Raw genomic sequence first — 23384 nt, 5'->3', positions numbered from 1 at the left:
ATGGAAGCGGCCAGTCCCCAATCATGGTGAGATCAGGCTCATTCCAGCCCGATCTGCGCTGAAATAGTCCAAGCCGAACAATTGGCGGACCGCGACTGACTATGCGGAAGTATTGTCCAGAGCTTCCCTAAGCTCTTCAAAGATTAAAGATGCTCAACGGTTAGTCGAGTCACGCCAGCAGGAGGTCATTGATGCCTGGAACAACCACTTTGGAAGCTGAGGTCACCAACGTTTCCAGTCATTGTATTTGGATGCTTATCGATGATGAGGAACTGGCACTTCCGTATTCCGAGTTTCCTTGGTTCAAGTCAGCCACGATTCAGCAACTGATCAACGTCCTGAGACCCACAGCTGATCATCTCTATTGGCCTGATCTGGACGTTGACTTGTCCCTTGAGTCGATACGCAATCCTGAAAAGTTTCCTCTTAAGGCGAAGAGCACTTTCCAACAATGCCATTCACCTGAACCGCCTCCTCAAATTCACTGATGCCATGGAGCAGTCAGAAGCCATTCTCTTTGCAGCAGGTGATGGCAACCGTTAGGCCACATCTGGGCCATCAACCGGCGCCCGGTTCTGGTGGAGTTGGTCATCGACGGAGAGTCTGATGGTCATGGCATGACCCTTATCGACTTGTCTGCGAAATCAGGGGGACTCCAGATCATCCGGCATTGGTGCTTCTGGCCGCATCCAGGTTGATGGTCAGGGTGCAGGATTCAAGCGGGAGGCTGGTTCTGATGCCTGGTCAGCCGGGCCCGCAGGCCCGATGGCCGCGCTGCAACAGAGCCGCCTCCACCGTCAGGCCCGGGCCGAAGCCCAGGGCCAGGCATGGTCCGTCGCAAGCTCTGCCGCGCAGGCGCTCGAGGATGAACAGGATCGTGGCCGACGACATGTTGCCGAACTGACGCAACACAGCGGTGGACACGTCGATCCGGGCCGGATCGAGGGCGGCGCTCTCCAGCACCGCCGCCAGGATGCGCGGCCCGCCCGGGTGCACGGCCCACTGGCCGATGTCCTCCAACCTCACCCCCTGGTCTTCCAGCCATCGGTCGAGCCAGGGGCGCAGCTGGGCGGCGATCAGGCTGGGCACCTTGGTGGATAGGGCCATGGCGAAGCCGTGGTCTTCGATGATCCAGCCCATCAACGCCGCGCTGTCGGGGAGCACCGTGGAGCTCGAGGCGATCAGCTGCAGCGTCCCCACGGCGGAGGGCTCACTGCCCACAGCCACCACCGCGCCGGCACCGTCGGCGAACAGCGCATTGGCCACGATGTGCTCGGGATTCCAGCCTTCCTGCAGGTGCAGGCTGCACACTTCCACCGCACAGAGCAGCACGCAGGCCCTGGGGTCAGCCTCCACAAAGGCCCGGGCCACCCGCAGGCCGTTGAGCGCCCCATGGCAGCCCATGAAGCCCACGTGGGTGCGAGCCACACCGCTGGAGAGGGGGAGGCTGGCCATCAGCGCCAGATCAAAACCTGGCGCGCCGAAGCCCGTGCATGACACGGTGATGAGATGGGTGATGGCCATCCCGTCCACGCCGGCATCCGCCAGGGCCAGGCGGGAGGCCCGCAGGGCCAGATCGAGGGCCGCCGGCTGGTAGCGCCGCATCCGCTCGGCGGTGGAGGGATTGGCAGAGGTGGCCACAGGGACGCAGTGGCGATGCTCCACCCCGGAGCGTTGGTAGATCCGCTCCAGCAGGCGTTGCTGACGCGGACTGGCCGTGTCCATCTGAGGCGCCAGGGCCAGGGCCTGGCGCTGGCTGATGCGTTGCGTCGGAACGGCGGTGCCGATGCCGAGCAGGGACAGGGGCATGGGGAGGGTCAGTGGATCGGGGTGGGCAGGGAGGGGCGTTGCAGGACCTCAATCAAGGAGCTGGTCAGAGCGGGCAGCCCCGCCGCGCTCCGGTGCAGGCTGCGGGTGGCCCACGGATGGCGCAGCAGCAGCGCCAACCCGCGGCAGAAGCCCTGCCGGCGCTCCACCCACTGCTGATGACGGCGCCGCCAGTCCGCCTCGATCACCCCATCCCAGTGCTCCAGCCCACGGCTCACCAGGGGCAGGGCAGCCAGGGCGGAGGTGAGAGCCCAGCCCATGCCTTCACCGGTGAACGGCTCCACGTATCCGGCGGCATCCCCGAGCAGCAACAGGCGATGGCCCGCCAGCGGGCGCGTTCTGCGGCTCAGGGGTGGGGTGAGCTGCCAGGAGCCCTCCGGCAGCTCCGGCAGCGGCGGGAAGCCGGCTTCCGTCAGCAGCTGCTGGCAGGCCGGGCCCGCTCCGCCGCTGGCGCGCAGCTGGTCTCGATCCAGGGCGCAGGCCAGGTTGATCTCGCCGCTCTCGACCCGCACCAGCCCCAGATAGCCCCCACGTCCCACGGCCATCTGCAGGACCCCAGGCGGCACCGCGGCGGCCTCCGCGGGCAGCACACAGCCGGCTCCCACCCGGCTGCCGGATTCGATCTGCGTGTGGAGGCCGGGTTCGTCGTCCAGGCAGCGGTGGGCGAGGCCAGCGGCGATCAGCACCACCCGGGCGCGGACGCTCTGCCGGCCAGCACCCTGCCGCAGCACCACCTCCCGAACACCGGCCTCGCTGGCGCCCAGGGCGGCCCGGGTGCCCGCCAGCACGGTGACGCCAGCGGATTCGGCCTCCTCCAGGAGCGCCTGATCGAAGCGGGCCCGGGAGAGGGCCTGGCCCCGGGCCAGGGCGATGGGACTGACCCGCCCGGCCACACCCAGCTGCAGCTGCCGCAGGGGAAGCCCCCCCTGCTCCTCCACCAGGTGCTCCAGGCCGGCGGCGGCCAGGGCGGCCTGGGCCTGGGGGCTGAGGCAGGCGCCGCAGACTTTCCAGCGGGGGAAGCGGCGCTGCTCCACCAGCAGCACCCGCAGCCCCCGGCTGGCACAGCCATGGGCCGCCAGGGAACCGGCCGGGCCGGCCCCCACCACCACCACATCCCAGGGTCGCCGGGCCAGGGGCTCCAGGTCGTCAGCCGCGGGCGGCATCGCGGCTCCAGGAGAGCAGAAACCGCTCCGGCCAGAACTGGCTGAGCCGGGCACCTTCAAGACCGGCCGCGGCAGCCAGGGCCTCCACCTCCTCCAGCCGGAACGCGCCCCCCACCGACAGGGGGCCATCGATGTGCACGATCGGCGAGCGGCTCAGCAGCCGGGTACCCAGCCAGGTGAGGGCCAGATCGAGCCGGCTGCGGATCAGATCGTGCACCAGGATCTGCTGTTCGGCCTGGGCGGCCATGCCGCGCAGCAGGGTCTCGGCGTCGGCCTCACCGAGGTGATGCAGAAACAGGGAGGTGGTGATCAGCTGGTAGCCATCCGGCAGGGGAGCGCCGATCGCATCGGCCTGGAAGAAGCGGGCCTCCAGCCCCTCGGCCCGGGCCGCGGCGGTGGCGAGTGCCAGGGCGTCGGCGCTGAGGTCGCAGCCCTGCACCTCCAGGTCGAGGCCCTCGCGCCGGCCCAGGCGGCAGAGGGCCCGCACCGTGTCGCCGCCGCCGCAGGCCACATCGAGGATGCGCAGGGGCCGTTCCGGACACTCGCGGACCAGCCGGCGAATGGCAGGAAAGAAACAGGCGGCGCTGCGGGTGAACCCGTTGATCGTGGCCAGCCCCCGCAGGGCGTCGTGATGGGCCTGGGCCTCCAGCCCGGGCTGATCCATCACTTCGGGTCGCAGCTTCCGTGTGGCCAGCCCGCGCCACAGGGTGGGGAAGGGAACGGCGAGGGCGGCCTGGAGATCGAAGGAGGAGCGTGACACGGTCTCCCCCAGCCCCGTTGTTCCCTCGACCCTAGAGAGATGAAGCCCACCAACGGGAGGCGGGTTCTGGATCCGTGTCGTGGACCTCGAACGGCTCCTGCCGCGCCACAGCCCGATGGCTGAGGGTCAGTCGCTGAGCAGATCGAAGATGGCCTTCTGCACACCCAGGTGCCGGGTGGTCAGCGATCCGGTGGTGAGATCGCAAGCCTCCATGGCAACGGCCGTCCAGGCCTCATCGGGGCAGAAGGCACTCCAATTCCCGCAGCCGCTGCTCCAGGGCCTCGATTTTCTCCAGGTAGGTGAGAGCCAGGGCCATCCCGGGGGGGTTGAGCCCGAAGGTGTCCCGCAGCTTCACCGCCCGCCGCGCCTGATGAACCACCCGGGCCTGGAAGCTCCAGCCCGTGGCGCCCTCCCCGGTCTCGAACACGCCGAACTCCACCAGCTCCACCAGCTCCTCATGGGCCAGGCCCGAGGCCGCCAGCAGCTCCTCCGATTCCACCGGACTCTCGCCGTCCACGGGGATCAGGAGATCGTCAGGCATGGGTCGCCCCTCCGGTGTAGTGCGAACGGGGCTTGAAGGTGGACACCGTCGCCAGCTCACGATAAAGCTCCTGTTCACGCTCGCTGATCTGCGTGGGCATCACGATCTGCAGCACGGCATAGAGATCGCCGGCTCCCTCGCCCCGCTTCGGCAGCCCCTTGCCGGCCAGCCGCAGTTTCTGGCCCGCCTGCGCGCCTGGCTTCACCGTCACCCGCACGTGGCCGTCAAGGGTGGGCAACTCGATCTGTGAGCCGAGGGCCGCCTCCCAGGGCGTCACCGGAAGCTCCAGGTAGAGGTCATGACCCACCGGCCGGAACAGCGGGTGAGGCTGCACCTGGATGTGCAGGTACACATCGCCATCAGGGCCACCGCCGCTGCCGGGACCGCCGCGCCCAGGGATGCGCAGGCGCTCGCCATCGGTCACGCCCTGGGGTACCCGGATGCGCACACTGCCGCCGCCCGGCCGCTCCAGGGTCACCTGGCTGCCGCGGACGACCTCGTCGAGCGTCAGCCGGGCCACGGCCTCCACGTCCTGACCGCGGATCGGGAAGTCCACGCCTCCCGCCTGGCGCCGGCGCTGGGAGCTGCGGAATCCCATCTGCTCGAACAGCTCGGAGAGGTCCACCTCCTGGTGGGCCTGGCCCTGCCAGAAGCGCGTCTCCCAGTCCGGCGGCGGCCGAAACTCCTCGCCGGGGCGATGGCGGCCCAGGTCGTCGTAGGCCTGGCGCTTCTCCGGATCCGAGAGGGTCTGGTAGGCCTCGCTGATCTCCTTGAAACGCTCCTCGGCGCCCGTCTCCTTGGAGATGTCGGGGTGGTACTGGCGAGCCAGGCGCCGGTAGGCCTTCTTGATCTCCTCCTCACTCGCACCCCGCTCGATGCCGAGGCTCTCGTAGTAGTCCTTGAACTTCATCGGGCTGTCGCACCGGGTGGCCGCAGGGCCTTGGCCCCCATCCTCCCGCGAGTGGCAGGGAAGGAGCAGTCGGCCTCGGCGCTTGCCAGGGTGAAGGCCGATCCGCTCGAGCCAGCGCCCATGCGCGACTTCTGCGCTCTCTACGAGCAGCTGGATCGCAGCCCCGGCACCCGTGCCCGGGTGGCGGCGGTGGAGAACTACCTGCGAGCGGTGGATCCCGCTGATGGGGCCTGGGCGCTCACCCTGTTGCTCGGCAAGCGGCGCAAGCGGCTGATCACGGGCCGGCGGCTGCGGGAGATCGCCCTGGCCGCCTCGGCCCTGCCGGAGTGGTTGTTCGACGACTGCCACGCCCAGGTGGGGGACAGTGCCGAGACGATCGCCCTGCTGCTGCCCCAGCTGAAACTGCCCGAGTCCGAGGTGATCGAGCGGCCGCTGGCGGAGTGGATGGGCCAGCAGCTGCCGGCGATCGCGGCACTGGAGCCCGCCGCCCAGGCCGAAGCCGTGCTGCATGCCTGGGCCAGCCTGCCGCCGGGGCAGGCATTCCTGTTCAACAAGCTGCTCACCGGTGGCCTGCGGGTGGGGGTGTCCACGGGGCTGGTGACCCGGGCTCTGGCGCGGCTGGCTGGACTGGAGGAGGCCGAAATCGCCCAGCGCCTGATGGGAGGCGTCGGGACGACGGCTGAAGCCTTCCTCGCCCTGCTCGCCCCGGCGCTGGACGGTGCAGCGGTGCCGGCGAGCCGCCCGTTTCCCTTCTTCCTGGCCAGCCCTCTCGATCCGGCCCAGCTGGCCGGCTGGAATCCGGCCGACTGGCGGGCGGAGTGGAAGTGGGACGGCATCCGTGGCCAACTGATTCGCCGGGCCGGCACCAGCTTCCTCTGGAGCCGCGGCGAAGACCTGGTGAACGAGAGCTTCCCCGAGCTGGTGAGCCTGGGGGAAGCCCTGCCGGAAGGCACGGTGCTCGATGGGGAAGTGATCGTCTGGGAACCCGGCGAGGAACGCCCCCGTGGCTTCGCGGCCCTCCAGCGGCGGCTTGGACGCAGGAGCGTGGGGGCCAGCCTGCGCCGTCAGTGTCCGATGGCTTTCGTGGCTTACGACCTGCTGGAGTCAGACCATGCAGACCGGCGCGGCGAACCGCTGCGGCAGCGCCTGGCGCGGCTCGAGGAGCTGCGCAACACCGTGACCCTGGGTGATCACCCCGAGCGGCAGCGCCTGCGAAGCTCACAGGCGTTGCCCCTGGGCCGCTGGGAGGAGCTGGAGCACCAGCGCGGCAGAGCCCGCCAGGTGGGGGCCGAAGGACTGATGCTCAAACGGCTGGAGTCCCCTTACCGGGTGGGCCGACGCCGCGGCGACTGGTGGAAGCACAAGCTCGAGCCGCTGGAACTCGATGCGGTGCTGCTCTACGCGCAGGCGGGCAGCGGCCGCCGCGCCAACCTCTACACCGATTACACCTTCGGCCTCTGGGACACCAGCGCCGACGTGGCCGGCGGAGAGGGCAGCCCACGGCTGGTGACCTTCACCAAGGCCTACTCCGGCCTCGATGACAATGAGATCAACGAACTCGACCGCTGGATCCGCCGCCACACCATCGAGCGCTTCGGGCCGGTGCGGTCGGTGGAGCCCCTGCAGGTGTTCAACCTCGGCTTCGAGGGCATCCAGCGCTCCTCACGCCACAAGAGCGGTCTGGCGGTGCGCTTCCCCCGCATCCTGCGCTGGCGCCGCGACAAGCCGGCGGCCGAGGCCGACAGCCTCGCCACGGCCCTCCAGCTTTTGGGGGAGATCAACTCCCCGGACTGAGGGGCCGGTAGACGGAGCGCCCATCCCCCGGCAGCAGGGCGAGGGAGGCGGGATCCAACAGGCGACCGAGCGTCACCTCAGCCTCTGCGCGCTCCGGCTCAGAGCCAGGGGCAGGCGGACGGGAGCTGGGGCTGCCCCCATCCCAGCGCTCCAGGGAGAGCACCTGGCCGTCGGGTCCCTCGTAATCGCCGTAGCGGCAGCCGTTCAGCCGCCGGTTCATGGTGCGCGAGCTCGAGGTCACCGAGGCGCGGCCCTGCTCCTTGAGCTGGTAGGTCACCCCCTCCCAGGTGATTTGCCCCGGGAAGGAGAGGGGTTGGAGATCCAGCTGCCGGGCCAGCTCCTGGGGGCCCTGCTCCAGCCAGCTCACCTCCAGCCAGTCGTCTTCGCAGACGCACAACCAGCGGCCCTCGCCGCCGTCGCGCAACAGGTACTCCAGCCACTGGAAGCCCTCCTCGTCGTAGAGCAGGCGGTCTTCCACCACCCAGTCGCGGGACTCCGCCTGCACGATGTCGCCGGTGCGCAGATCGAAGAGGGTGCGCTCCTGGGGCGCCGCCGCCGCGGGGCGCCGACGCCGCTTCTGCAGCTGGCGCAGGGCCCAGGCCGCCAGAAACAGCACCACCAGCAGGACCCAGACGCCCATGGGCACGGCCTCGGCCCGGAGCCAGACGTCCGGAGAAGATCAGCCTATCGAGCAGTACCGGGTGGGGTTCAGTGCTGCCGCCAGCGGCTCTGGCGCTGGTAGGCATCGAGCACCGGCCGCGACAGCCGGTTCGGCAGCACCACCGCCTCTGTCGGGGGGCGCAGATCCCGGGGCAACACGAACAGCTTCTCGAGCTGGGCGCGATCGAACCAGCGCCCCTCGACCGGCGGGGGGGCCAGGTTCAGGCGCTGGCCGGGGCGATGGGCCAGCACGAAACCCCAGGGCCCGAAGCTGGGCACATCCACGCTGTAGGGGCGCGTGACCAGGCCCAGCTCGGCCAGGGTGGCCTGGATCGAGGCCATCACCTTCGGCGTGAAGAAGGGGGTGGAGGCCTGGGTCACCAGCACCCCGCCTGGGGCCAGCCGGCCCAGCAGGCGCCCATAGAACGTCACGCTGTAGAGCCTGGCCATGGCCGGGCTGCCGGGGTCGGGAAAGTCGGCGATCACCACGTCGTAGGGGCCTGGCAGGCGGCGCACCAGCTCAAAGGCATCACCAACGTGAGTGTGCACCCGCGGATCCTCCAGGCTCGCCTTGTTCAGGCGGCGCAGGAAGGGGTGCGCGCGCGCCAGTCGCAGCATCTGCGGATCCAGCTCCACCAGATCCAGGCGGCGCAGACCGGGCCAGCGCAGGATCTCCCGCGCCGCCAGTCCGTCGCCCGCCCCCAGCAGCAGCACCCGCAAGGGACGCCCGTGCAGGGCCAGGGCCGGATGCACCAGGGCCTCGTGGTAGCGGTACTCATCCAGGCTGGAGAACTGCAGGTTCCCGTCCAGGAACAGGCGCAGATCACCGCGGCGGCTGGTGAGCACGATGCGCTGATGTCGCGACTGAATCCGCCCCACCACCGGATCGTCGTAGAGGCCGTCCTCGATCCGGTTGCCCAGGGGCACCAGCGCCCAGGCGGCCAGGGCCGCCAGAGGAAGGGCGCCGCTCACCGGCCAGCGCCAGCGGCGGCAGCCGGGGAACACCCAGCACAGCACCGCACTGCTGATCAGCGGCACCATCGCCAGCAGCCCGGCCGTGGGCAGCAGGCCGAACCAGGGCAGCAGCAGCAGCGGGAAGAGCAGGGAGCCCAGCAGGGCGCCGAGATAGTCGAGGGCCAGCACCCGGGCCAGGGCCTTGCGCAGGTGCTGCTGGCTCTCCAGCAGCCGGGTGAGCAGGGGCACCTCCATGCCCCCGAGCACTCCCACCAGCAGGGTCACCACCACCAGGGCCAGCCAGAGCGGTCCATCGACGCTGAACAGGGCGAACAGGGCCAGCGGACCCAGCAGACAGAGCGGAGCCAGGCAGAGCTCCACCAGCAGGAAGGCGTGCAACAACCGCTGCTGAGGCCTGTCGCCGCCGCCCACGAACTGGCTCAGCCAGGCCCCCAGCCCCATGGCCGCCAGGAAGGTGCCGATCACCACCCCCGTGGCCAGAGCCACATCACCCAGCAGGTAGCTGGCCTGGGTGACGAGCATCAGCTCCAGCACAAGCCCCACGCTGGAGGAGAGCGCCGCGGTGGCCAGCAGCACCCGCACCTGCAGCGGCGAGAGGGGCGGCATCCCTACTTGGCCGTCCCGGGGCCCCGCCCCTGGAAGCGCGACCAGTCGGAGCGACCGCGGCTGGGCACCCAGCGCCCCCCCCGGTAGCTGCCGCGGTAGCTGACGCCGCTCGACCCGGGCGGCGCTCCCTCCTGCCCGAGCTGGAACAGGAACGGCCGGCTGACCGCTGTAGCCGTGCCCACCGTCACCGCCGAGAGGGTGAGCACCAGGATCAACGTGCGCTCTGAAGCCATCTCAGGGCTCCAGCGTCAGCACGGCCACCGGGCGGGGACTGAGCACCCCGTCTTCCAGCACCAGCCGCAACCATTCGATTTCCCAGGGCTGGCCTCCATCCGCGATGGTTTCAGGCAGCGTCAGCTTCAGGCCCAGGCTGAGGGGCTCCCTCACCTTGAGGTGGAGCACTTCGTTCACGTTCAACCAGTGGTCACCGTCGCTGGAATGGGCCGCCACCGGCAAGAGGCGCCTGAAGACCAGGCGCGAGCGGCCGAGGGCATCGCTGGCCTCCAGCTGCAGCTCCGCCATCAGCCGGGGGGCGTTTGGACCGGCGTCGCTGGAGGGACGCTCGTAGCGGGCCCGCAGCTCCATACGCACCAGGCCAGCCCCCCCCAGCCGGCAGCGCAGGCGCACGCGGTTGTCCTCCAGGCGCAGCACCTTGCGCAGGCGGCAGTTGCGGTAGATGGACCTCATGGCGATCCCCGCCATCAACAGCGTCACCAGGGCGGTGAACCAGAGCAACGGGGCGTCGACGCTGTGGTTGCGCACCTCCAACCGCACCAGCAAGGGGCTCTCCAGGGGGCGGCCGGCTGTGTCGAGCAGATCCTCGAGCGTGAGCCGCAGCAGGTAGGCCCCCAATCGCGGCGGCCGCAGGGACAGCCGCAGGCCGGCGTCGCTCTCCTCCCAGCGACCGCTCTCGCCCCCCTCCGACCAGATGCCGGTCTCGCGCCAGCCGTCTTTCGCCAGCTCCAGCACGGTGGCCCCGCCGGCATCGAGCAGCTCCACCCCCAGACCCATGGCGGTGTTCAGCGGCAGCTCGGCCTGCAGCTTGATCAGCGGACTGCCGAACCAGCCTGATTCCAGGCGCAGAGGTTCGCTGGTGCTCGACTGCTCGGGTGCCACCGCGATCTGCTGGCGCTGGGGCCGCTCCAGCAGAGACATCAGCAGGACCAGCAGAGGGATGAGGGGCAACAGCCCCAGCAGCAGCGGCCAACGCCGCACATCTCCCGGCCCGGGCCGTGAACCGGAGCGGTCCTTAGCCTGAACGGCGCGTCGGGATGCCGCCTTGGTCAAACCCCTGCTCCAGCTCCTGCTGACGGTCGGGTGGACCGTCGTCGGGGTCATCCTCATCTATGCGGGCCTCGTGTTGTTCGACAAGCTCTCCCCGATCGACTACCGCGCTGAAATCCGCAAGGGCAACGTGGCGGCCGGCGTGGTTCAGGGGGCCGTGATCCTCGCCATCGCCGCGGTGGTGGTGGGCATCCTCACCACCTGAGCCACCACCACCCGCCTTGCCATCCCAGCCCGCTGCGCTCGAGCCGATCGAGGCCTGGTTCCGCCGGAAGGGCTGGCGCCCCCTGCCCTTTCAGCGCCAGTGCTGGAAGGCCTACCTGCGCGGGCAGAACGGCCTGATTCAGGTGCCCACCGGCGCCGGCAAGACCTACGCGGCCGTGATGGGGCCGATCGCGTCGATGCTGGCGAACCCGGCTCCGGGCCTGCGCCTGCTCTACCTCACCCCCCTGCGCGCCCTCAGCCGCGACCTGGCCCTGGCGATCCGCGAGCCGATCGAGGCCATGGGCTGGCCGCTGACGCTGGGCATCCGCAACGGTGACACCGCCAGCGCCGAGCGCAGCCGTCAGCTCGCTCAGCCGCCCCAGATCCTGATCACCACGCCGGAATCGCTCTCGGTGCTGCTGGCGAACCGCACCGCGGCGCAGCTGTTCGCGGGGCTCGAAACGGTGATTCTCGACGAATGGCACGAGCTGATGGGCAGCAAGCGCGGCACCCAGACCGAGCTGGCCCTGAGCTGGCTGCGGGGGCAGCGCCCGGGGCTGCGCACCTGGGCGATCAGCGCCACCATCGGCAACCTGGAGGAGGCCGCCCGGGCAGCGGTGGGAGTTGGCGCGGCGACGGACCCCCTGCTGGTGCGGGCGCGGGTGCGACGGGGCACGGAGATTCGCAGCCTGCTGCCGGAGTCGATCGATGGCTTCCCCTGGGGGGGACACCTGGGCCTGCGCATGTACGAGGAGCTGGTGGCGGCCATGGATCCGGCCATCTCCACCCTGCTGTTCACCAACACGCGCAACCAGGCGGAGCGCTGGCACCAGTGCCTGCGTTACGCCTGCCCCGAGATGGAGGACGGTCTGGCCCTGCATCACGGCTCAATCGACCGGGCCGAGCGCGAGGCGATCGAGGCCGGGGTGAAGGCAGGGGACGTGCGCTGGGTGGTCTGCACCAGTTCTCTGGATCTGGGGGTCGACTTTCAGCCGGTGGAGCGGGTGGTGCAGATCGGCAGTGCCAAGAACCTGGCGCGGTTGCTGCAGCGGGCCGGCCGCTCGGCCCACAACCCCGGCGGCACCTCCCAGGTGCTGTTCATGCCCACCAACGCCCTGGAGCTGCTCGAGGTGTCGGCGATGCGGCGGGGGCTGGGGGAGGGGCTGGTGGAAACCCGCCGGCCGCCGCTGGCGCCGCTGGATGTGCTTCTGCAGCACCTCACCAGCCTGGCCTGCGGACCGGGCTTCGAGCCGGAGCGGGAGCTGGAGCGGGTGCGCAGCAGCTGGAGCTACCGCAACCTCGATGGGGCCAGCTGGCAATGGTGCCTGCGCTTTCTGGAGTACGGCGGCGACTGCCTCGGCGCCTACCCCCGCTTTCGCAAGCTGGAGCGGGAGGAGCCCTGCCTGTACCGCGTCAAGGATCCCGCCATCGCCCGCCTGCACCGCCTGGGAATCGGCACGATCACCTCCAGCAGTTCGATCAGCGTCAAGGTGGTGCGCGGCGCCACCCTCGGCCATGTGGAGGAAGGGTTCATCTCGCGTCTGAAGCCGGGTGATGTGTTCTTTTTTGCCGGACGGCAGCTGGAGTTCGTGCGGCTGCGCGACATGACTGCCCTGGTGAAGGCCAGCACCCGCAAGAGCCGCACGGTGCCCGCCTGGGCCGGGGGCCAGATGGCCCTCTCGGATCTGCTCAGCGTTCACCTGCGCCGGGAAGTGCACCGCTGTGCCGGGGCCATCCAGGCGGCGGAACCTGCGGCGTGTCGAGCCCACGATCACCGGCTCGACACGCCCGAACTGCGGGCCCTGGAGCCCCTGCTGCGCCGCCAGGCCGACCTCTCGCGGCTGCCCCGGGAGAATCAGTTCCTGGTGGAGGTGACCCGCAGCCGCGAGGGCAGCCACCTGTTCGCTTACCCCTTCGAGGGGCGCTTCGTGCATGAGGGCCTGGGCTTCCTCTGGGCCGGACGCCTCACCCGGATCCAGTCGGCCACCATCACGGTGTCGGTGAACGATTACGGCTTCGAGCTGCTGGCCCCCCGCGGCTACCCCTTCGAAGCCCTCTACGAGGCCTGGAGCGACGCCCTGCTCGACCAGGGGGAGCTGGAAGCGGATCTGGAGGCCTCGATCAACCTCTCCGAGCTCTGCCGCCGCCGCTTCCGCTCCATCGCCCAGATTGCCGGCCTGGTGGTCAACGGCTTTCCCGGACAGCGCAAGAGCGGCGGCCAGCTGCAGATCAGCGCCGCTCTGCTCTTCGATGTGTTCAGCCGCCATGATCCCGGCAACCGCCTGCTGGAGCAGGCGCGCCGGGAAGTGATGGACGAGCAGCTGGAACTGGGCCGCCTGCGCCAGGCCCTCGATCGCCTCAGCCGAGCCCAGCGGCTGCTGGAGCGCACACCACGACCCGGCCCCTTCGCGTTCCCGTTGCTCGTGGAGCGCCTGAACAACCGGATGAGCAACGAGTCGGTGCTGGAGCGGGTGCAACGGCTGGTGGCCGAAGCCAGAAAAGCCGAAGACGACGGCTGAGCAATGCCAGCTCTGGAAGGCCCAACTCAGACTTTGCTCAGTTTCTTGACGATCCAGTTCATCAGCACCAGGGAACCCACCAGGGCGATCAGCAGGGCGATGGTCATGGGGGAAAGTCTTGTGGGGTGATTATGTCGGGTCGCTGAGCAGGGAATCCACCAACACCGTTCCATCCCGCAGAAGCCGCGCCACGGTGAGGTTGTTCACCGGCTGATCGTGGCCACTTTCCAGCAGCCACTCGGCCATTTCCATGCGCAGGGCATAGGCGTCCTCGAATCGTTCGCGGCTCTCGAGGGCGTGCAGGCGGTACTCAAGCCAGTGGCGGGTTTCACCCGGAAGCTGGCGCTGGAGGCGTCGTCGAGTCACTAGAGCTCTCCATCCATGGCGGAATCCTGGCGGAGCGCCTTGCCTTTGGTGTAGCAAGAGGAACACATCCGGTTGGACACTGGTCACCACTGGATGCCGTTGTGATGAGCCACCACTGGCTTGGGCCTGCCCTGGCGATCACCGCCCTGCTGGCCAGCACCCATGACACCCGCCACGACTGCCGCCTCTGGCGGAGCAGCCGCGGCCTGGAGCGGGTGGAGATCGCCAACCGCCTCGGTGCCGCCAACCTGCTCACAAAGGAGCACAACTTCGCTGTGGCCACCCCGGGAGAATCCCGAAGCCTCTACAGCAGCTCCGACATCCGGCGGCTCTGCGCGCTGTTGTGAAGGCGAGGGGCATCCTGGCGCCACGGCCTGCCTAACCCGCCACCAGCCAGCGCCCCCCCGCCCCCAGCGCCAGGGCAGCGGCGCTGCCCCACCACAGGGCCGCCCCCCTGTTCAGCAGCAGGCGGCGCAGCAACACCAGCGAGCTGCCCACCCCCACCAGCAGCACCAGGCTCTGGCAGAAGGCGATCACGTGGTGATCAGCGCTCCAGCCGGGAAGTGGCTGCTGGAAGGTGACCGGCAGCCAAAGGCCCGCTTCCGCCATCCCCACCGGCAGATGCCGCGCCAGCAACAGGGCCCAGAGCAGAGGCAACAGCCCATAGAGCCCGAGGCGCAGGCGCCGGGCGGCCCTGCCCGCCGGCGTCAGCCAGCTCCCGAGCCGAAGCGCAACCAGCGCCAGGGCCGAGGGCAGCGCCAGGGCAAGGGCGGCGAAGGCCAGGCGCGGCAGCAGGGGGCCCGCCTGCAGGCTCTCGGGGGCCAGGGGCAGTCCCCCGAGCAGGCGATCCCAGAACTTCAGGCAGACGCCGCCGGCCAGCACCAGGATCAGCCCCGCCTCACCGTCGGGCGGGGCCATCTCCCGCTGCAGGTCGGCGGCGGGAGGCCGCAGGCTCAGTTGCACGGAGCGGTGCGGGCAGGCCTGGGCGCAGGTGAGGCAGAGCACGCAGTTGCGATTGTCGTCGAGATGGGCCGGATGGGTGCCGAGGGGGCAGCCGGCCGTGGCCAGACCCTCACCGTCGGCGGGGCCGCCCTTGAAGCAGGCATAGGTGCTGCAGCTGCCGCTGCAGGTGCCCACCTGGGCGCGCAGCTCCAGCACAGAAAGCTTGGCGAACAGGCCGTTCATTCCCCCCACCGGGCAGAGATAACGGCACCAGAAGCGCTTCTCGAAGCGCAGGGAACCGACCACGGCCCCGGCGGTGATCAGCAGCAGCAGGCAGCTGCTCAGCCGGGCGCTGTTCTCCAGATCCGCCAGCTCCTCCCAGAGCAGGATCGCGGCGAAGCCGGAGGCCAGGGCCGGCGCGGCCCAGCGGTCGGTCTCCCCCCTCGGCCAGCGGGCCGGCTGCCAACCGAGCGCAGCGGCCAGCCGCTGGCCGATCTCACCCCAGACCATGAACGGGCAGAAGGAGCACCAGAGGCGGCCCACCAGGGGATACCCCAGCAGGATCAGGGGCCACCACCAGGCCCAGAACAGATTCAGTGCCCCATTGTGGGCGCGATCCTGGGGGCCGAGCCACAACCACAGGTTCACCAGCACGAACAGCCAGCTCACCAGACCGAACAGAAGGGCCTTCCAGAGCCGTGGCGAGCGCATCCAGGTGCGCAGGGCCGGCTTCCAGCGCCAGAGGTCGAAGCGTGGGCGGCTCTGGCGGGAGGGCAGCCAGAACACCTCTTCCGGCAGCTCCGGCGGTGGCTCGCCCTCGCTGGGCACCGGCAGCTGGCGAAGGGCCCGCTCCACCAGGTCCTCCAGCTCGCGCACATTGCCGGGGAAGTCGTGGGTCTGCAGGCGCCGGATCAGCTCCGTGCCCACCACCGGTGCCACCGGCCAGCCCAGGGCCCGGCTCTTGAGGCGCAGGTCGTAGCGAAGCCAGTCGCCAAGGTCCTGCCGCCGCACCCGCAGCGGCGGCACGCGGATCAGCGTGCAGGCGCGCTCGAAGCCGGGCACCACCGACTCGGTGGTGAAGAACACCCGACCCGGGAAGTGGCGGGGGGCTGCGCCGGGATCCGGGGGCTGCCAGCGGCCGCTGCCGGCCAGCTCCAGAAGGGCAGGCAGCAGCTGGGGGTCGACGCGGTCGAGCTTGTCGATCAGCAGGGCCCCCACCTGCGGATCCTCCAGCAGGGAGCCTTCACCGCCACGGCCGGCACTGCCGAACAACTCAGCGCCATCGCCGCGCAGCACCGCCCCATCGAGCTGCACCATCAGCGTCCTCCGGGAGGGGGAGCCGAAATGGATCAGCGCGGCGATGTTGTCCTTCTCCAGGCCGGGCTCGCCGCTGATCAGCAGGGCACCGCCATCGGGATCCTGGGAGGCCTCCCGCACCGCCTCGCGCAGGGAACGGGCATAGCGGCTGTCGCCGACGATGCCGCGGCGGGCGCGGCCCACCAGATAAGGCGCCAGACGGAGCAGGCTGTCAGCCACCGGCATTCCATCCCCGTGAAGCTCCATTCTGCGGGGAGGATTTGCACCGCACCCACCGCATGACCCTCACCCTCCACGGCGGAGCCCGCTCGAGGGCCTCGATGCCCCGCTGGTATCTGGCCGAGAAAGCGATCCCCTACACCTGGCACCTCCTCGACATGCAGGCCGGTGAACACCGGCAGGAGGCCTTTCTGGCGATCAATCCCTTCGGCAAGGTGCCGGTCCTCGAGGACAGCGCCGCCCGCGACCCCGGCGGGGAACCCCTGCGCCTGTTCGAGAGCGGCGCGATCCTGCTCTATCTCGCTGATCGCTACGGCCAGGAGTTCTCGACCCCCGAGCAGCGGGCCCTGGCGGAGCAGTGGGTGCTGTTCGCCAATGCCACCCTGGCCACGGCCCTGTTCGTGGAAAGTGCCAGGGAGCGGGAATTCCCACGGCTGATGGCCGCCCTCGACAAGCTCCTGGCCAAAGGGAGCCCCCTGCTCGGTGAGGTCTGGGGTGTGGCCGATTGTGCGGTGAACGCTCACCTGGCCTATCTGCCGGTCTTCTTCCCCCAGCTCGATCTGAGCCCGTACCCGGCGGTTCAGGCCACGATCGAGGCCACCCGCGCCCGGCCCGCCTACCAGGCGGCGATGGCCACCTGATCAGGGGCGCGGCGATGACGGATCACCCCCTCGATCGTGCCCCCTTCCACTGGCGGGGGCACCGGCTGGAGCTGCTGGCGGCCAAGGCCCTCTGGGACCCTCAGCAACGGCTGCTGCTGCTGGCCGACCTGCACCTGGGCAAGGCCGAGACCTTCCAGAGCCATGGCATCGCCCTGCCCAGCGACGGGGATGCGGGCACCCTCAACGCCCTGCTGGCCCTGGCCCACCACTGGCAGCCCCGGGAGGTGGTGGTGCTTGGCGACCTGATCCACAGCCGGCTGGGCCTCACCGCCGAGCTGCGCCAGAAGCTCAGGGCCCTGCCCCAGCTGCTGGGCTGCCCACTGCGGCTGATCGGCGGCAACCACGAACAGGGCAGCTGGATCGAGGGCCTGCCCCAGGAGCCGGCCACGCCCCGTGGCCCCCTCTGGCTCAGCCATGGTCCCGAGGATCAGCCCCCGCCCGGGGCAGCCGATCACCTGCACATCTGCGGTCACCTGCACCCGGTGGCGCTGATCGGCGACCGCAGCGACCGTTTGCGACTGCCCTGTTTCAGCTACGACGCCAGGAGTCAGCGGCTGCTGCTGCCCTCGTTCGGGCAGCTCACCGGCGGGCACCCCTGCGATCCACTTGAGCAGATCTGGCTGGTGGCCGACGGCGCCATCCTGCCCTGGCGGGAGTTCAGCCCTCGGCCGCCAGGGCGCGCACCACATCGCCGCGGGTGAGCACCCCCACCACGGTCTCACCCTCACGCACGAACAGCCGCTGGGTGGAGCGGTCGTGCAGCAGCTTGGCGGCGGCCGCCAGAGACACGTCGGCGTTGCAGCTGTGGGGATGGCGGCCCATCACGTCGGCCACCGTGTTGCCCAGTACCTGGTGCACCTGCTTGTCCCAGTCGAGGGGGTTGCGCAGGTAGATCACGGCATCGAGCAGCATCACGTAGGGACCGGCATCGAAGCCGCTCTCCCGCACCATCAGATCCTGTTCGCTGAGTTCGCCGATCAGGGCCCCCTGCCCATCGAGCACGGGCAGGCCGCTGATGTGGTGATCACTCATCAGCTTCACCGCGTCCTGCAGCGGCGTGGTCGGCGTCACCGACAGCACGGGTGTGGACATCGCATCGGCCACCCGTACGGTCCTTGGGGTGTCGGTGGTCATCGGGGCAGAGCATCTGCAAGGGTTCTAGGCCAGCGTGGGGGAACGACCCGACCCCTCTCCGATGCATTCCACCGCGTCCGAACCGCCAGGGCATCGACCCGCTGCGCCGCCATCTCGTCGCCTGGCAGACGGACTCACCGTGGCCCGGGCCTTGCTCGGACTGCCCCTGCTGCTGGCCCTCGTCGCAGGCCAGGCAGGGCTGGCGTGGGTTCTGCTGCTGCTGGGCGGCTTCAGCGACTGGGCCGACGGCTGGCTGGCCAGGCGCTCGGGCGGTGGCTCGGTCTGGGGAGCGCGGCTCGACCCGCTCACCGACAAGATCCTGATCAGCGCACCCCTGCTCTGGCTGGCCAGGGAGGGGACCCTGCCCCTCTGGGCGGTCTGGCTGTTGCTGGCGCGGGAGTTGCTGATCTCCGGCTGGCGGGCCGGCCAGGCCAGCGGCGCCCCCGCCTCCCCGGCCGGCAAGGCGAAGACCGTGCTCCAGTTCGCGGCCCTGCTGCTTCTGCTCTGGCCCCTCACCTGGCCTCTGGCCAGCGGCCTGCGCAGCTTGGGCTGGTGGCTGTTCTGGCCGTCGCTGCTGATGGCGCTCAGCTCCGGCGCCACCTACCTGCTGGCCGGCGTCAGCCGGCGAACAGAGCCTGATCGGAGCTGAAGTCGGGCGTGGTGGGGCCGCGCAGGGCGTAATCGTTGGCATAACTGTCGGCCAGGCCGGCTTCGAGATCGAAGGCGGGTGACCAGGCCAGCTCCCGCTGCACGCGGTGAATGTCGGTGAGGAAGTGGGCCAGGCGCAGCGGAAAGGCCTTGCGGGCTTTCTTCTCGAGGCCAGAGGGATCGAAACTGCGGATCTCCACGGCCTCGGGATCGACCCCGCAGGCCTTGGCCGCCGCGGCCACCAGGCCCCGGAAGGTGACGCCCTGGGCGCCGCTGCAGTTGTAGATGCGGTTGGCCGCGGCCTCCACATCCAGGCAGCGGGCCATCGCCGTGGCCAGATCGCTGACATGGCCCAGTTGGGTGATGGTGGTGCCATCGCCGGGCAGGGGCACCGGCTGGCCGTGGACGATCCGCTCAAAGAACCAGCTCTCCACAGGGTTGTAGTTGCCCGGTCCGTAGATGTAGGTGGGGCGGAAGCTGGTGAATGGAATCGCCTGCTGCCGCAGCCATGCCTCGGTGTCGAGCTTGCCGGCGTGCCGGCTGGCGGGGTCGGTGGCGGCGTCCTCATCCAGGGGCCAGAGCTCGCTGTCGGCGTAGACCCCAGCGGAGCTCACGTACACGAAGCGATAGCTCGGCGCTCCGGTGCGCTCCACCACAGCCTGGCTGTCGTCACCGCTGCGGCCGCTGCTGTCGATGATCACGTCGAAGGAGCGGCCGCACAGCGGCTCAAGGCCGGCGGGGTCGCTGCGGTCGCCCGCAAGATGCTCAACCCCCTCGGGCAGGGGCTGGCGGCCGCGGGTGAAGAGGGTGAGCTGGTGGCCGGCGGCGAGCAACTGCGCCACCAGAGGCTTGCCGATGAAACGGGTTCCACCCATCACCAGGATCTTCACGGCCATTCAGCGGGGAGGGCGCCATTCAAGCGGCCGGGGCGTCAGCCTCGGACCCGGCTGCAATGCTGCAGGCGCTGGATCGCCCGCGAGGCCATGCCCCGCAGGACCGAGCTGCTGCGCTCGCTCAACAACCTCAAATGGATCAGCGCTATCCCCCCCCTGCAACCCGACACCGAGGCGCGCTGGCTGACCCAGCGGATCGGCACCACCCATGACATTCTTCACGTGGTGACCGTCTTCGGAAGGGGGCCGTGGGCGAGAACGGGGTGCTGATGATCACCGCCAGCCAGATCGGCTTTCCCGCCTGCGTGCTGCTCAGCACCGACCTGGCCCACGCCATGGCGATCGCCCGCAGCGCCTCCTGCCTGGCGGCGCCGCGCTGGGAAGAGGGCTGGGAGCGATCAGTGCAGGACTGGCGCGAGCAACTGGGGATCCGCGAGCCGGCCGATCACGCCCCCTATGGACTGACGCTCGCACCGGGGTTGTGAGCAGGAGTCAGCCGCGCCTGCCGCCCCACTGGACCGCCCAGGCCGCCGCCCTTTCCGAGAGCGGCGGTCATCGTCATTTCCGGCTGCTCGGAGCGCGGGGGCGCGGTAGTGAGCGGGCGATCGAGCTCTCGGCACTGCTGGATCCAGCGTTTCGGCTGGTGGTGCCCTTGAAGCAGCTGCGCGACCAGCGGCACTGGCTACCGGGCTGGCAGCAACTGCCGCAACCCGAGCCTGAGACGGAGACCCTCCCCGAAAGCGGCCAGGGAAGATGGAACACAACCCAGCGCCAGTTCCTCTTCGCCGCCATGCAGATCATCCCGGCCATCGACCTGCTCGACGGGCAGTGCGTGCGCCTGCACCAGGGCGATTACGACCGGGTCACCCGCTTCAGCGATGATCCGGTGGCCCAGGCACTCTCCTGGCAGGAACAGGGGGCCGAACGACTGCACCTGGTCGACCTCGACGGGGCCCGCAGTGGCCTGCCCGTGAACGATGCCGTGGTGCGCGCCATCACCGCCGCCCTCACGATCCCCGTGCAGCTCGGGGGCGGCGTGCGCACAACGGAGCGGGCCGACGACCTGCTGGCCTGCGGGCTCGATCGGGTGATCCTCGGCACCGTGGCGATCGAGCAGCCGGAGCTGGTGCGGCAGCTGGCGGCGCGCCACCCCGGCCGCATCGTGGTGGGTATCGACGCCCGGAACGGCCAGGTGGCCACCCGAGGCTGGATCGAGGAGAGCCACACCATGGCCACCGAACTGGCCGCCAGCTTCGAGGGCAGCGGCGTGGCGGCGATCATCAGCACCGACATCGCCACCGACGGCACCCTGGCCGGGCCCAACCTGGAGGCCCTGCGGGCCATGGCGGACGCCAGCTCCCTGCCGGTGATCGCCTCGGGCGGCGTGGGCTCGGTCACCGACCTGCTGGCGCTGCTCAGCCTTGCACCCCTTGGGGTGGAGGGCGTGATCGTGGGCCGGGCTCTCTACGACGGCAGCGTGGACCTGGGCGAAGCCCTCCAGGCGGTGGGATCCGCGCGGCTGCAGGACCCCCTGGATGCGACGGTCTGCTGATCGAAGGGCTGCGCTGAGCTCTGATCGGAGCGGGGCCATCCCCCGATGGAAGCCATCACGCTGGGCGAGGCCCGTAACATAGAGATCAGTGATGATTCCTCAGTCGGGTCCGTGTCCGTTGCCCTCACCACCACAGACGTGCCGGTGAGATCCGGAGACTCCTCAGATGCCAACGGCAGCTCCCGGCAGGATTCGTCCCCGGTTGATGTGCGAGCCACGGTCTCCCAGGCCTTCCGGCGCTGCCGCGACCTGGGCATGCGCCTGAGCCGCCAGCGGCGGATGGTTCTGGAACTGCTCTGGAGCGACCGTCGTCACCTCAGCGCCCGCGACATCTTCGAGCGGCTCAATGCCCAGGGCCGCAACATCGGCCACACCTCGGTTTATCAGAATCTCGAAGCCCTCCAGTCCGCCGGTGTGATCGAGTGCCTCGACCGTGCCAGCGGTCGGCTTTACGGCTATCGCAGCGATCCCCACAGCCACCTCACCTGCCTGCACAGCGGCGACATTCAGGACCTCGACGTGGTCTTGCCACAGGAGCTGGTGCAGCAGATCGAGGATCTCACCGGTTACAGCATCGAGTCGTACACCCTGCAGCTTTACGGGCGTCGCCGCAGCTGAACCAATTCCGGCCCCTGGAGTTTCAAGCCCGCTCTCGTTACCTTGAGCCCATGGACAGGATCGGCGCGTGACTCAGCCTTTGCCCGCTCAGGGGCCAGGGGGGCAGCTGGGTGCACAGGTGCTGCTGCTGGCCCAGCCCCTCCTGCGTCAGGGGCTGAGACGATTGCTGGAGGAGGCGAGCCCCCCCTGCCGGGTGGCAAGCGAGCCCTCCGAGCTCGATGGCGCCCCTCAACTGGTGATCTGGAGCCTGGAAGCCCCGATTCATCCCGATAACCTGCTGCTGGAACTGCAGCGCCTGGAGCAGCGCTGGCTGCCGGCGCCTCTGCTTCTCCTGCTTCCTGCTCAGCCCGGCTGCAGTCCTGAGTGGCTGCTGCAGCTGCCGGCCGCCGGTCTTCTGCAGCAGCCCGAGCCGGAAGCCCTTCTCGGCGCCGTGTCCACCCTGCTGGGAGGCGGGAGGGTGGTGGCCGTGGGCGATAGCAGCGACACCATGGCCAACCCCAGGGCTGAGGGTGCCTGGGGCGCTGGAACGATGGGGATCGGCCAGTGGCTGTTGATCAGTGGCCTCCAGCAGATCGATCGGGAGCTGGAGGTCTGCCGCGGCCTGCTGGACCCTCCCCCCACCAACCTGCTGCTGCAGCTGATCCTGGAAGGTCGACGGCGGGAGCTGCACGCCGCCCGGCAGCTGGTGATCTGGCTCTGGGGGCCGGTGTCGATGGCCTGGGGTGCCACGGGAATGCCCCTGGAGCTGGAGGCCCCCGCCCGAGAACCACGCCCCCCCAGCAGCGGCAGCACCGCCATCACCCTGCGGCAGCGCACCGCCGTGGCCGTATGGGAGGCGATCCATCAACGGCTGGGCCAGGCCAGCCAGGGTCAGCTCCTGCGCCAGGGCAGTGGCGAGCTGTTCGCCCTCGAGGGACTCAGCCCCGAGCGGCGCAGGGATCTGTTCCTGGCCTTGCTCACCCAGCTGGATCAGCTGCTGCGCCAGCTGCGTCAGGAGCACCTGCGCGGCGACGACCTCCAGCAGAGGTGGCAGACCCTGCAGCCCAACCTGCGCCGCCAGGCGCTGCGACAGATGGCAGGCCCCTATGTGCAGTTGCCCCAGCAGGGCGCGTTGCTGCCCGTGGCCGAGACGCTCACCAGCGAGGGGAGCTTCGATCTCGACGACCCTGAACTCCCCTCGAGCCAGCCGATGCTGGCGGCCCTGCTCTCCGCCCAGCCGCTGCTGGTGGATGGCCGCCTGCTTGCCCCCGATGAACCCCAGGCCCTTCTGTACCTCGAAGCCCTGGTGAGCAACTGGTTGATCCGCAGCGCCGAGCGCATCAGTGCCGACGTGCTCGCCAGCTGCGGCGACTGGCCGGAACTGCGCCGCTACCTGCTGGTGGAGGAGCTGATCGCCACCCGAAGCCTGGAGCGCCTGCGCAACCAACTCAATGCCCAGCAGCGCTGGAGCGAGTGGTTCGAGAAGCCGGTCCAGCTCTATGAGAGCCAGCGGCTGCTCTACCGCCTGGAGGAAGGAGGCACGATCCGCCCCCTGCTGCTCACGGAACCCCGCGACGAGGAACTGCGCCAGCTTGGCTGGCTGCAGCAGAGCGTCACCCTGGCTCTGGAGGCCAGAGACGCCCTCGCACCCCAGCTGCGTGCCCTGCTGCAACGCGTCGGGGATCTGGTCGTGGTGGTGCTCACCCAGGTGATCGGTCGCGCCATCGGCCTGGTGGGGCGTGGGATCCTCCAGGGCCTGGGGCGAAGCATCAGCCGACCCTGAGGGTCACAATGGCTCCAGCCCACCTGGT

At 69.8% G+C, this 23384-nt stretch carries 26 protein-coding genes and 1 pseudogene; 14 read left to right on the top strand and 13 right to left on the bottom strand.

Annotation, left to right across the window (positions count from 1 at the left end; genetic code table 11):
* Positions 1-191 precede the first annotated feature (191 nt).
* Positions 192-488, top strand: a complete 297-nt coding sequence (locus FPZ61_RS07845; RefSeq protein ID WP_185465554.1) for a DUF2442 domain-containing protein — start codon at positions 192-194, stop codon at positions 486-488.
* A gap of 256 nt (positions 489-744) precedes the next feature.
* Here the strand turns inward: FPZ61_RS07845 and FPZ61_RS07840 are convergent, their stop codons facing one another.
* From FPZ61_RS07840 to FPZ61_RS07820, 5 genes are all read right to left on the bottom strand, one after another.
* Positions 745-1809 carry a type III polyketide synthase gene (locus tag FPZ61_RS07840; protein ID WP_185465553.1) on the bottom strand — a complete coding sequence of 355 codons (1065 nt, stop codon included), beginning with the start codon at positions 1807-1809 and terminating at the stop codon, positions 745-747.
* Between the two features lie 8 nt (positions 1810-1817).
* Positions 1818-2990 (bottom strand): NAD(P)/FAD-dependent oxidoreductase, encoded by a 1173-nt coding sequence (locus FPZ61_RS07835; RefSeq protein WP_185465552.1) that lies wholly within the window; start codon positions 2988-2990, stop codon positions 1818-1820.
* Positions 2974-3750 carry a methyltransferase domain-containing protein gene (locus tag FPZ61_RS07830; protein WP_370593396.1) on the bottom strand — a complete coding sequence of 259 codons (777 nt, stop codon included), beginning with the start codon at positions 3748-3750 and terminating at the stop codon, positions 2974-2976. The genes FPZ61_RS07835 and FPZ61_RS07830 overlap by 17 nt, the downstream gene beginning before the upstream one ends.
* 232 nt (positions 3751-3982) lie before the next feature.
* Complete coding sequence (locus FPZ61_RS07825) at positions 3983-4291, bottom strand: chaperone modulator CbpM (protein WP_185465551.1); 309 nt, start codon at positions 4289-4291, stop codon at positions 3983-3985.
* Positions 4284-5201, bottom strand: a complete 918-nt coding sequence (locus FPZ61_RS07820; protein WP_185465550.1) for a DnaJ C-terminal domain-containing protein — start codon at positions 5199-5201, stop codon at positions 4284-4286. Before FPZ61_RS07820 ends, FPZ61_RS07825 begins: the two co-directional genes overlap by 8 nt.
* Before the next feature lie 120 nt (positions 5202-5321).
* On the opposite strand from FPZ61_RS07820, the gene FPZ61_RS07815 reads away from it, so the two are divergent.
* A complete protein-coding gene (locus tag FPZ61_RS07815) occupies positions 5322-6995 on the top strand; it encodes an ATP-dependent DNA ligase (RefSeq protein WP_185465549.1) in 1674 nt (557 codons plus the stop codon).
* On the opposite strand, the gene FPZ61_RS07810 is transcribed toward FPZ61_RS07815, so the two are convergent.
* The 4 genes from FPZ61_RS07810 to FPZ61_RS07795 form a co-directional block, all read right to left on the bottom strand.
* Positions 6979-7635, bottom strand: coding sequence for a DUF4178 domain-containing protein (locus FPZ61_RS07810; protein ID WP_185465548.1), 657 nt, complete (start codon positions 7633-7635; stop codon positions 6979-6981). The two genes, FPZ61_RS07815 and FPZ61_RS07810, sit on opposite strands and share 17 nt — an antisense overlap.
* Before the next feature lie 68 nt (positions 7636-7703).
* Positions 7704-9236: a polyamine aminopropyltransferase gene (locus FPZ61_RS07805; protein ID WP_185465547.1), complete on the bottom strand. Its 1533-nt coding sequence runs from the start codon at positions 9234-9236 to the stop codon at positions 7704-7706.
* A 2-nt stretch (positions 9237-9238) separates the two neighbouring features.
* Positions 9239-9469 carry a hypothetical protein gene (locus FPZ61_RS07800; protein ID WP_185465546.1) on the bottom strand — a complete coding sequence of 77 codons (231 nt, stop codon included), beginning with the start codon at positions 9467-9469 and terminating at the stop codon, positions 9239-9241.
* A gap of 1 nt (position 9470) precedes the next feature.
* Complete coding sequence (locus tag FPZ61_RS07795; RefSeq protein ID WP_185465545.1) at positions 9471-10421, bottom strand: hypothetical protein; 951 nt, start codon at positions 10419-10421, stop codon at positions 9471-9473.
* A 94-nt stretch (positions 10422-10515) separates the two neighbouring features.
* Here FPZ61_RS07795 and FPZ61_RS07790 point away from each other — a divergent pair, with 94 nt between their 5' ends.
* Together FPZ61_RS07790 and FPZ61_RS07785 are read left to right on the top strand one after the other, a co-directional pair.
* Positions 10516-10725 (top strand): DUF350 domain-containing protein, encoded by a 210-nt coding sequence (locus tag FPZ61_RS07790; protein WP_185465544.1) that lies wholly within the window; start codon positions 10516-10518, stop codon positions 10723-10725.
* A gap of 16 nt (positions 10726-10741) precedes the next feature.
* Positions 10742-13243: a ligase-associated DNA damage response DEXH box helicase gene (locus FPZ61_RS07785; RefSeq protein WP_185465543.1), complete on the top strand. Its 2502-nt coding sequence runs from the start codon at positions 10742-10744 to the stop codon at positions 13241-13243.
* A 129-nt stretch (positions 13244-13372) separates the two neighbouring features.
* On the opposite strand, the gene FPZ61_RS07780 is transcribed toward FPZ61_RS07785, so the two are convergent.
* On the bottom strand, positions 13373-13609 hold the full coding sequence (locus FPZ61_RS07780) for a hypothetical protein (protein ID WP_185465583.1): 237 nt from the start codon (positions 13607-13609) through the stop codon (positions 13373-13375).
* A 104-nt stretch (positions 13610-13713) separates the two neighbouring features.
* Here FPZ61_RS07780 and FPZ61_RS07775 point away from each other — a divergent pair, with 104 nt between their 5' ends.
* Complete coding sequence (locus FPZ61_RS07775; RefSeq protein WP_185465542.1) at positions 13714-13956, top strand: hypothetical protein; 243 nt, start codon at positions 13714-13716, stop codon at positions 13954-13956.
* A gap of 31 nt (positions 13957-13987) precedes the next feature.
* Here FPZ61_RS07775 and FPZ61_RS07770 read toward each other — a convergent pair whose 3' ends face one another.
* Entirely contained in the window at positions 13988-16093 is a 2106-nt protein-coding gene (locus FPZ61_RS07770) for a 4Fe-4S binding protein (protein WP_185465541.1), read from the bottom strand.
* A 53-nt stretch (positions 16094-16146) separates the two neighbouring features.
* On the opposite strand from FPZ61_RS07770, the gene FPZ61_RS07765 reads away from it, so the two are divergent.
* Together FPZ61_RS07765 and pdeM are read left to right on the top strand one after the other, a co-directional pair.
* On the top strand, positions 16147-16728 hold the full coding sequence (locus FPZ61_RS07765) for a glutathione S-transferase family protein (protein ID WP_185465540.1): 582 nt from the start codon (positions 16147-16149) through the stop codon (positions 16726-16728).
* A gap of 14 nt (positions 16729-16742) precedes the next feature.
* A complete protein-coding gene (pdeM, locus tag FPZ61_RS07760) occupies positions 16743-17450 on the top strand; it encodes a ligase-associated DNA damage response endonuclease PdeM (protein WP_185465539.1) in 708 nt (235 codons plus the stop codon).
* On the opposite strand, the gene FPZ61_RS07755 is transcribed toward pdeM, so the two are convergent.
* A complete protein-coding gene (locus FPZ61_RS07755) occupies positions 17407-17841 on the bottom strand; it encodes a CBS domain-containing protein (protein ID WP_185465581.1) in 435 nt (144 codons plus the stop codon). The two genes, pdeM and FPZ61_RS07755, sit on opposite strands and share 44 nt — an antisense overlap.
* Positions 17842-17944: 103 nt before the next feature.
* On the opposite strand from FPZ61_RS07755, the gene FPZ61_RS07750 reads away from it, so the two are divergent.
* Positions 17945-18532 carry a CDP-alcohol phosphatidyltransferase family protein gene (locus FPZ61_RS07750; RefSeq protein ID WP_185465538.1) on the top strand — a complete coding sequence of 196 codons (588 nt, stop codon included), beginning with the start codon at positions 17945-17947 and terminating at the stop codon, positions 18530-18532.
* Here the strand turns inward: FPZ61_RS07750 and FPZ61_RS07745 are convergent.
* Complete coding sequence (locus FPZ61_RS07745; protein ID WP_185465580.1) at positions 18501-19421, bottom strand: NAD-dependent epimerase/dehydratase family protein; 921 nt, start codon at positions 19419-19421, stop codon at positions 18501-18503. The genes FPZ61_RS07750 and FPZ61_RS07745 overlap by 32 nt on opposite strands.
* A gap of 93 nt (positions 19422-19514) precedes the next feature.
* Between FPZ61_RS07745 and FPZ61_RS15535 the strand changes: the two genes are divergently transcribed.
* From FPZ61_RS15535 to FPZ61_RS07725, 6 genes and pseudogenes are all read left to right on the top strand, one after another.
* Positions 19515-19694, top strand: coding sequence for a hypothetical protein (locus FPZ61_RS15535; RefSeq protein WP_255441457.1), 180 nt, complete (start codon positions 19515-19517; stop codon positions 19692-19694).
* Entirely contained in the window at positions 19694-19909 is a 216-nt protein-coding gene (locus FPZ61_RS15530; protein ID WP_255441456.1) for a ubiquinone biosynthesis protein COQ4, read from the top strand. Before FPZ61_RS15535 ends, FPZ61_RS15530 begins: the two co-directional genes overlap by 1 nt.
* A pseudogene (locus FPZ61_RS15525) lies at positions 19906-20109 on the top strand (TIGR02450 family Trp-rich protein); the annotation flags it as partial. The gene FPZ61_RS15530 and the pseudogene FPZ61_RS15525, both read left to right, overlap by 4 nt.
* 105 nt (positions 20110-20214) lie before the next feature.
* On the top strand, positions 20215-20976 hold the full coding sequence (hisA, locus tag FPZ61_RS07735; protein ID WP_255441468.1) for a 1-(5-phosphoribosyl)-5-[(5-phosphoribosylamino)methylideneamino]imidazole-4-carboxamide isomerase: 762 nt from the start codon (positions 20215-20217) through the stop codon (positions 20974-20976).
* 255 nt (positions 20977-21231) lie between these two features.
* Positions 21232-21594, top strand: coding sequence for a Fur family transcriptional regulator (locus FPZ61_RS07730; protein WP_185465578.1), 363 nt, complete (start codon positions 21232-21234; stop codon positions 21592-21594).
* A 67-nt stretch (positions 21595-21661) separates the two neighbouring features.
* On the top strand, positions 21662-23356 hold the full coding sequence (locus FPZ61_RS07725; RefSeq protein WP_370593395.1) for a DUF3685 domain-containing protein: 1695 nt from the start codon (positions 21662-21664) through the stop codon (positions 23354-23356).
* Positions 23357-23384: the final 28 nt, after the last annotated feature.

It is taken from the genome of Synechococcus sp. BSA11S (assembly GCF_014224355.1).
Lineage (GTDB): Bacteria > Cyanobacteriota > Cyanobacteriia > PCC-6307 > Cyanobiaceae > Regnicoccus_A.
Note: the sequence above shows the minus strand (reverse complement) of the source record. Positions and strands in the feature narration are given on the sequence as shown.

What these genes read in the sequence shown, in the direction of transcription:
- hisA (WP_255441468.1), top strand. Translation starts at nt 20,215, where the DNA reads ATGCAGATCATCCCGGCCATCGACCTGCTCGACGGGCAGTGCGTGCGC.
- FPZ61_RS07820 (WP_185465550.1), bottom strand. Translation starts at nt 5,201, where the DNA reads ATGAAGTTCAAGGACTACTACGAGAGCCTCGGCATCGAGCGGGGTGCG.
- FPZ61_RS07755 (WP_185465581.1), bottom strand. Translation starts at nt 17,841, where the DNA reads ATGTCCACACCCGTGCTGTCGGTGACGCCGACCACGCCGCTGCAGGAC.
- FPZ61_RS07770 (WP_185465541.1), bottom strand. Translation starts at nt 16,093, where the DNA reads ATGCCGGTGGCTGACAGCCTGCTCCGTCTGGCGCCTTATCTGGTGGGC.
- FPZ61_RS07810 (WP_185465548.1), bottom strand. Translation starts at nt 7,635, where the DNA reads ATGGGCGTCTGGGTCCTGCTGGTGGTGCTGTTTCTGGCGGCCTGGGCC.
- pdeM (WP_185465539.1), top strand. Translation starts at nt 16,743, where the DNA reads ATGACGGATCACCCCCTCGATCGTGCCCCCTTCCACTGGCGGGGGCAC.
- FPZ61_RS07840 (WP_185465553.1), bottom strand. Translation starts at nt 1,809, where the DNA reads ATGCCCCTGTCCCTGCTCGGCATCGGCACCGCCGTTCCGACGCAACGC.
- FPZ61_RS07845 (WP_185465554.1), top strand. Translation starts at nt 192, where the DNA reads ATGCCTGGAACAACCACTTTGGAAGCTGAGGTCACCAACGTTTCCAGT.
- FPZ61_RS15535 (WP_255441457.1), top strand. Translation starts at nt 19,515, where the DNA reads ATGCCCCGCAGGACCGAGCTGCTGCGCTCGCTCAACAACCTCAAATGG.
- FPZ61_RS07800 (WP_185465546.1), bottom strand. Translation starts at nt 9,469, where the DNA reads ATGGCTTCAGAGCGCACGTTGATCCTGGTGCTCACCCTCTCGGCGGTG.
- FPZ61_RS07765 (WP_185465540.1), top strand. Translation starts at nt 16,147, where the DNA reads ATGACCCTCACCCTCCACGGCGGAGCCCGCTCGAGGGCCTCGATGCCC.
- FPZ61_RS07825 (WP_185465551.1), bottom strand. Translation starts at nt 4,291, where the DNA reads ATGCCTGACGATCTCCTGATCCCCGTGGACGGCGAGAGTCCGGTGGAA.
- FPZ61_RS07835 (WP_185465552.1), bottom strand. Translation starts at nt 2,990, where the DNA reads ATGCCGCCCGCGGCTGACGACCTGGAGCCCCTGGCCCGGCGACCCTGG.
- FPZ61_RS07815 (WP_185465549.1), top strand. Translation starts at nt 5,322, where the DNA reads ATGCGCGACTTCTGCGCTCTCTACGAGCAGCTGGATCGCAGCCCCGGC.
- FPZ61_RS07750 (WP_185465538.1), top strand. Translation starts at nt 17,945, where the DNA reads ATGCATTCCACCGCGTCCGAACCGCCAGGGCATCGACCCGCTGCGCCG.
- FPZ61_RS07730 (WP_185465578.1), top strand. Translation starts at nt 21,232, where the DNA reads ATGCGCCTGAGCCGCCAGCGGCGGATGGTTCTGGAACTGCTCTGGAGC.
- FPZ61_RS07775 (WP_185465542.1), top strand. Translation starts at nt 13,714, where the DNA reads ATGAGCCACCACTGGCTTGGGCCTGCCCTGGCGATCACCGCCCTGCTG.
- FPZ61_RS07805 (WP_185465547.1), bottom strand. Translation starts at nt 9,236, where the DNA reads ATGCCGCCCCTCTCGCCGCTGCAGGTGCGGGTGCTGCTGGCCACCGCG.
- FPZ61_RS15530 (WP_255441456.1), top strand. Translation starts at nt 19,694, where the DNA reads ATGATCACCGCCAGCCAGATCGGCTTTCCCGCCTGCGTGCTGCTCAGC.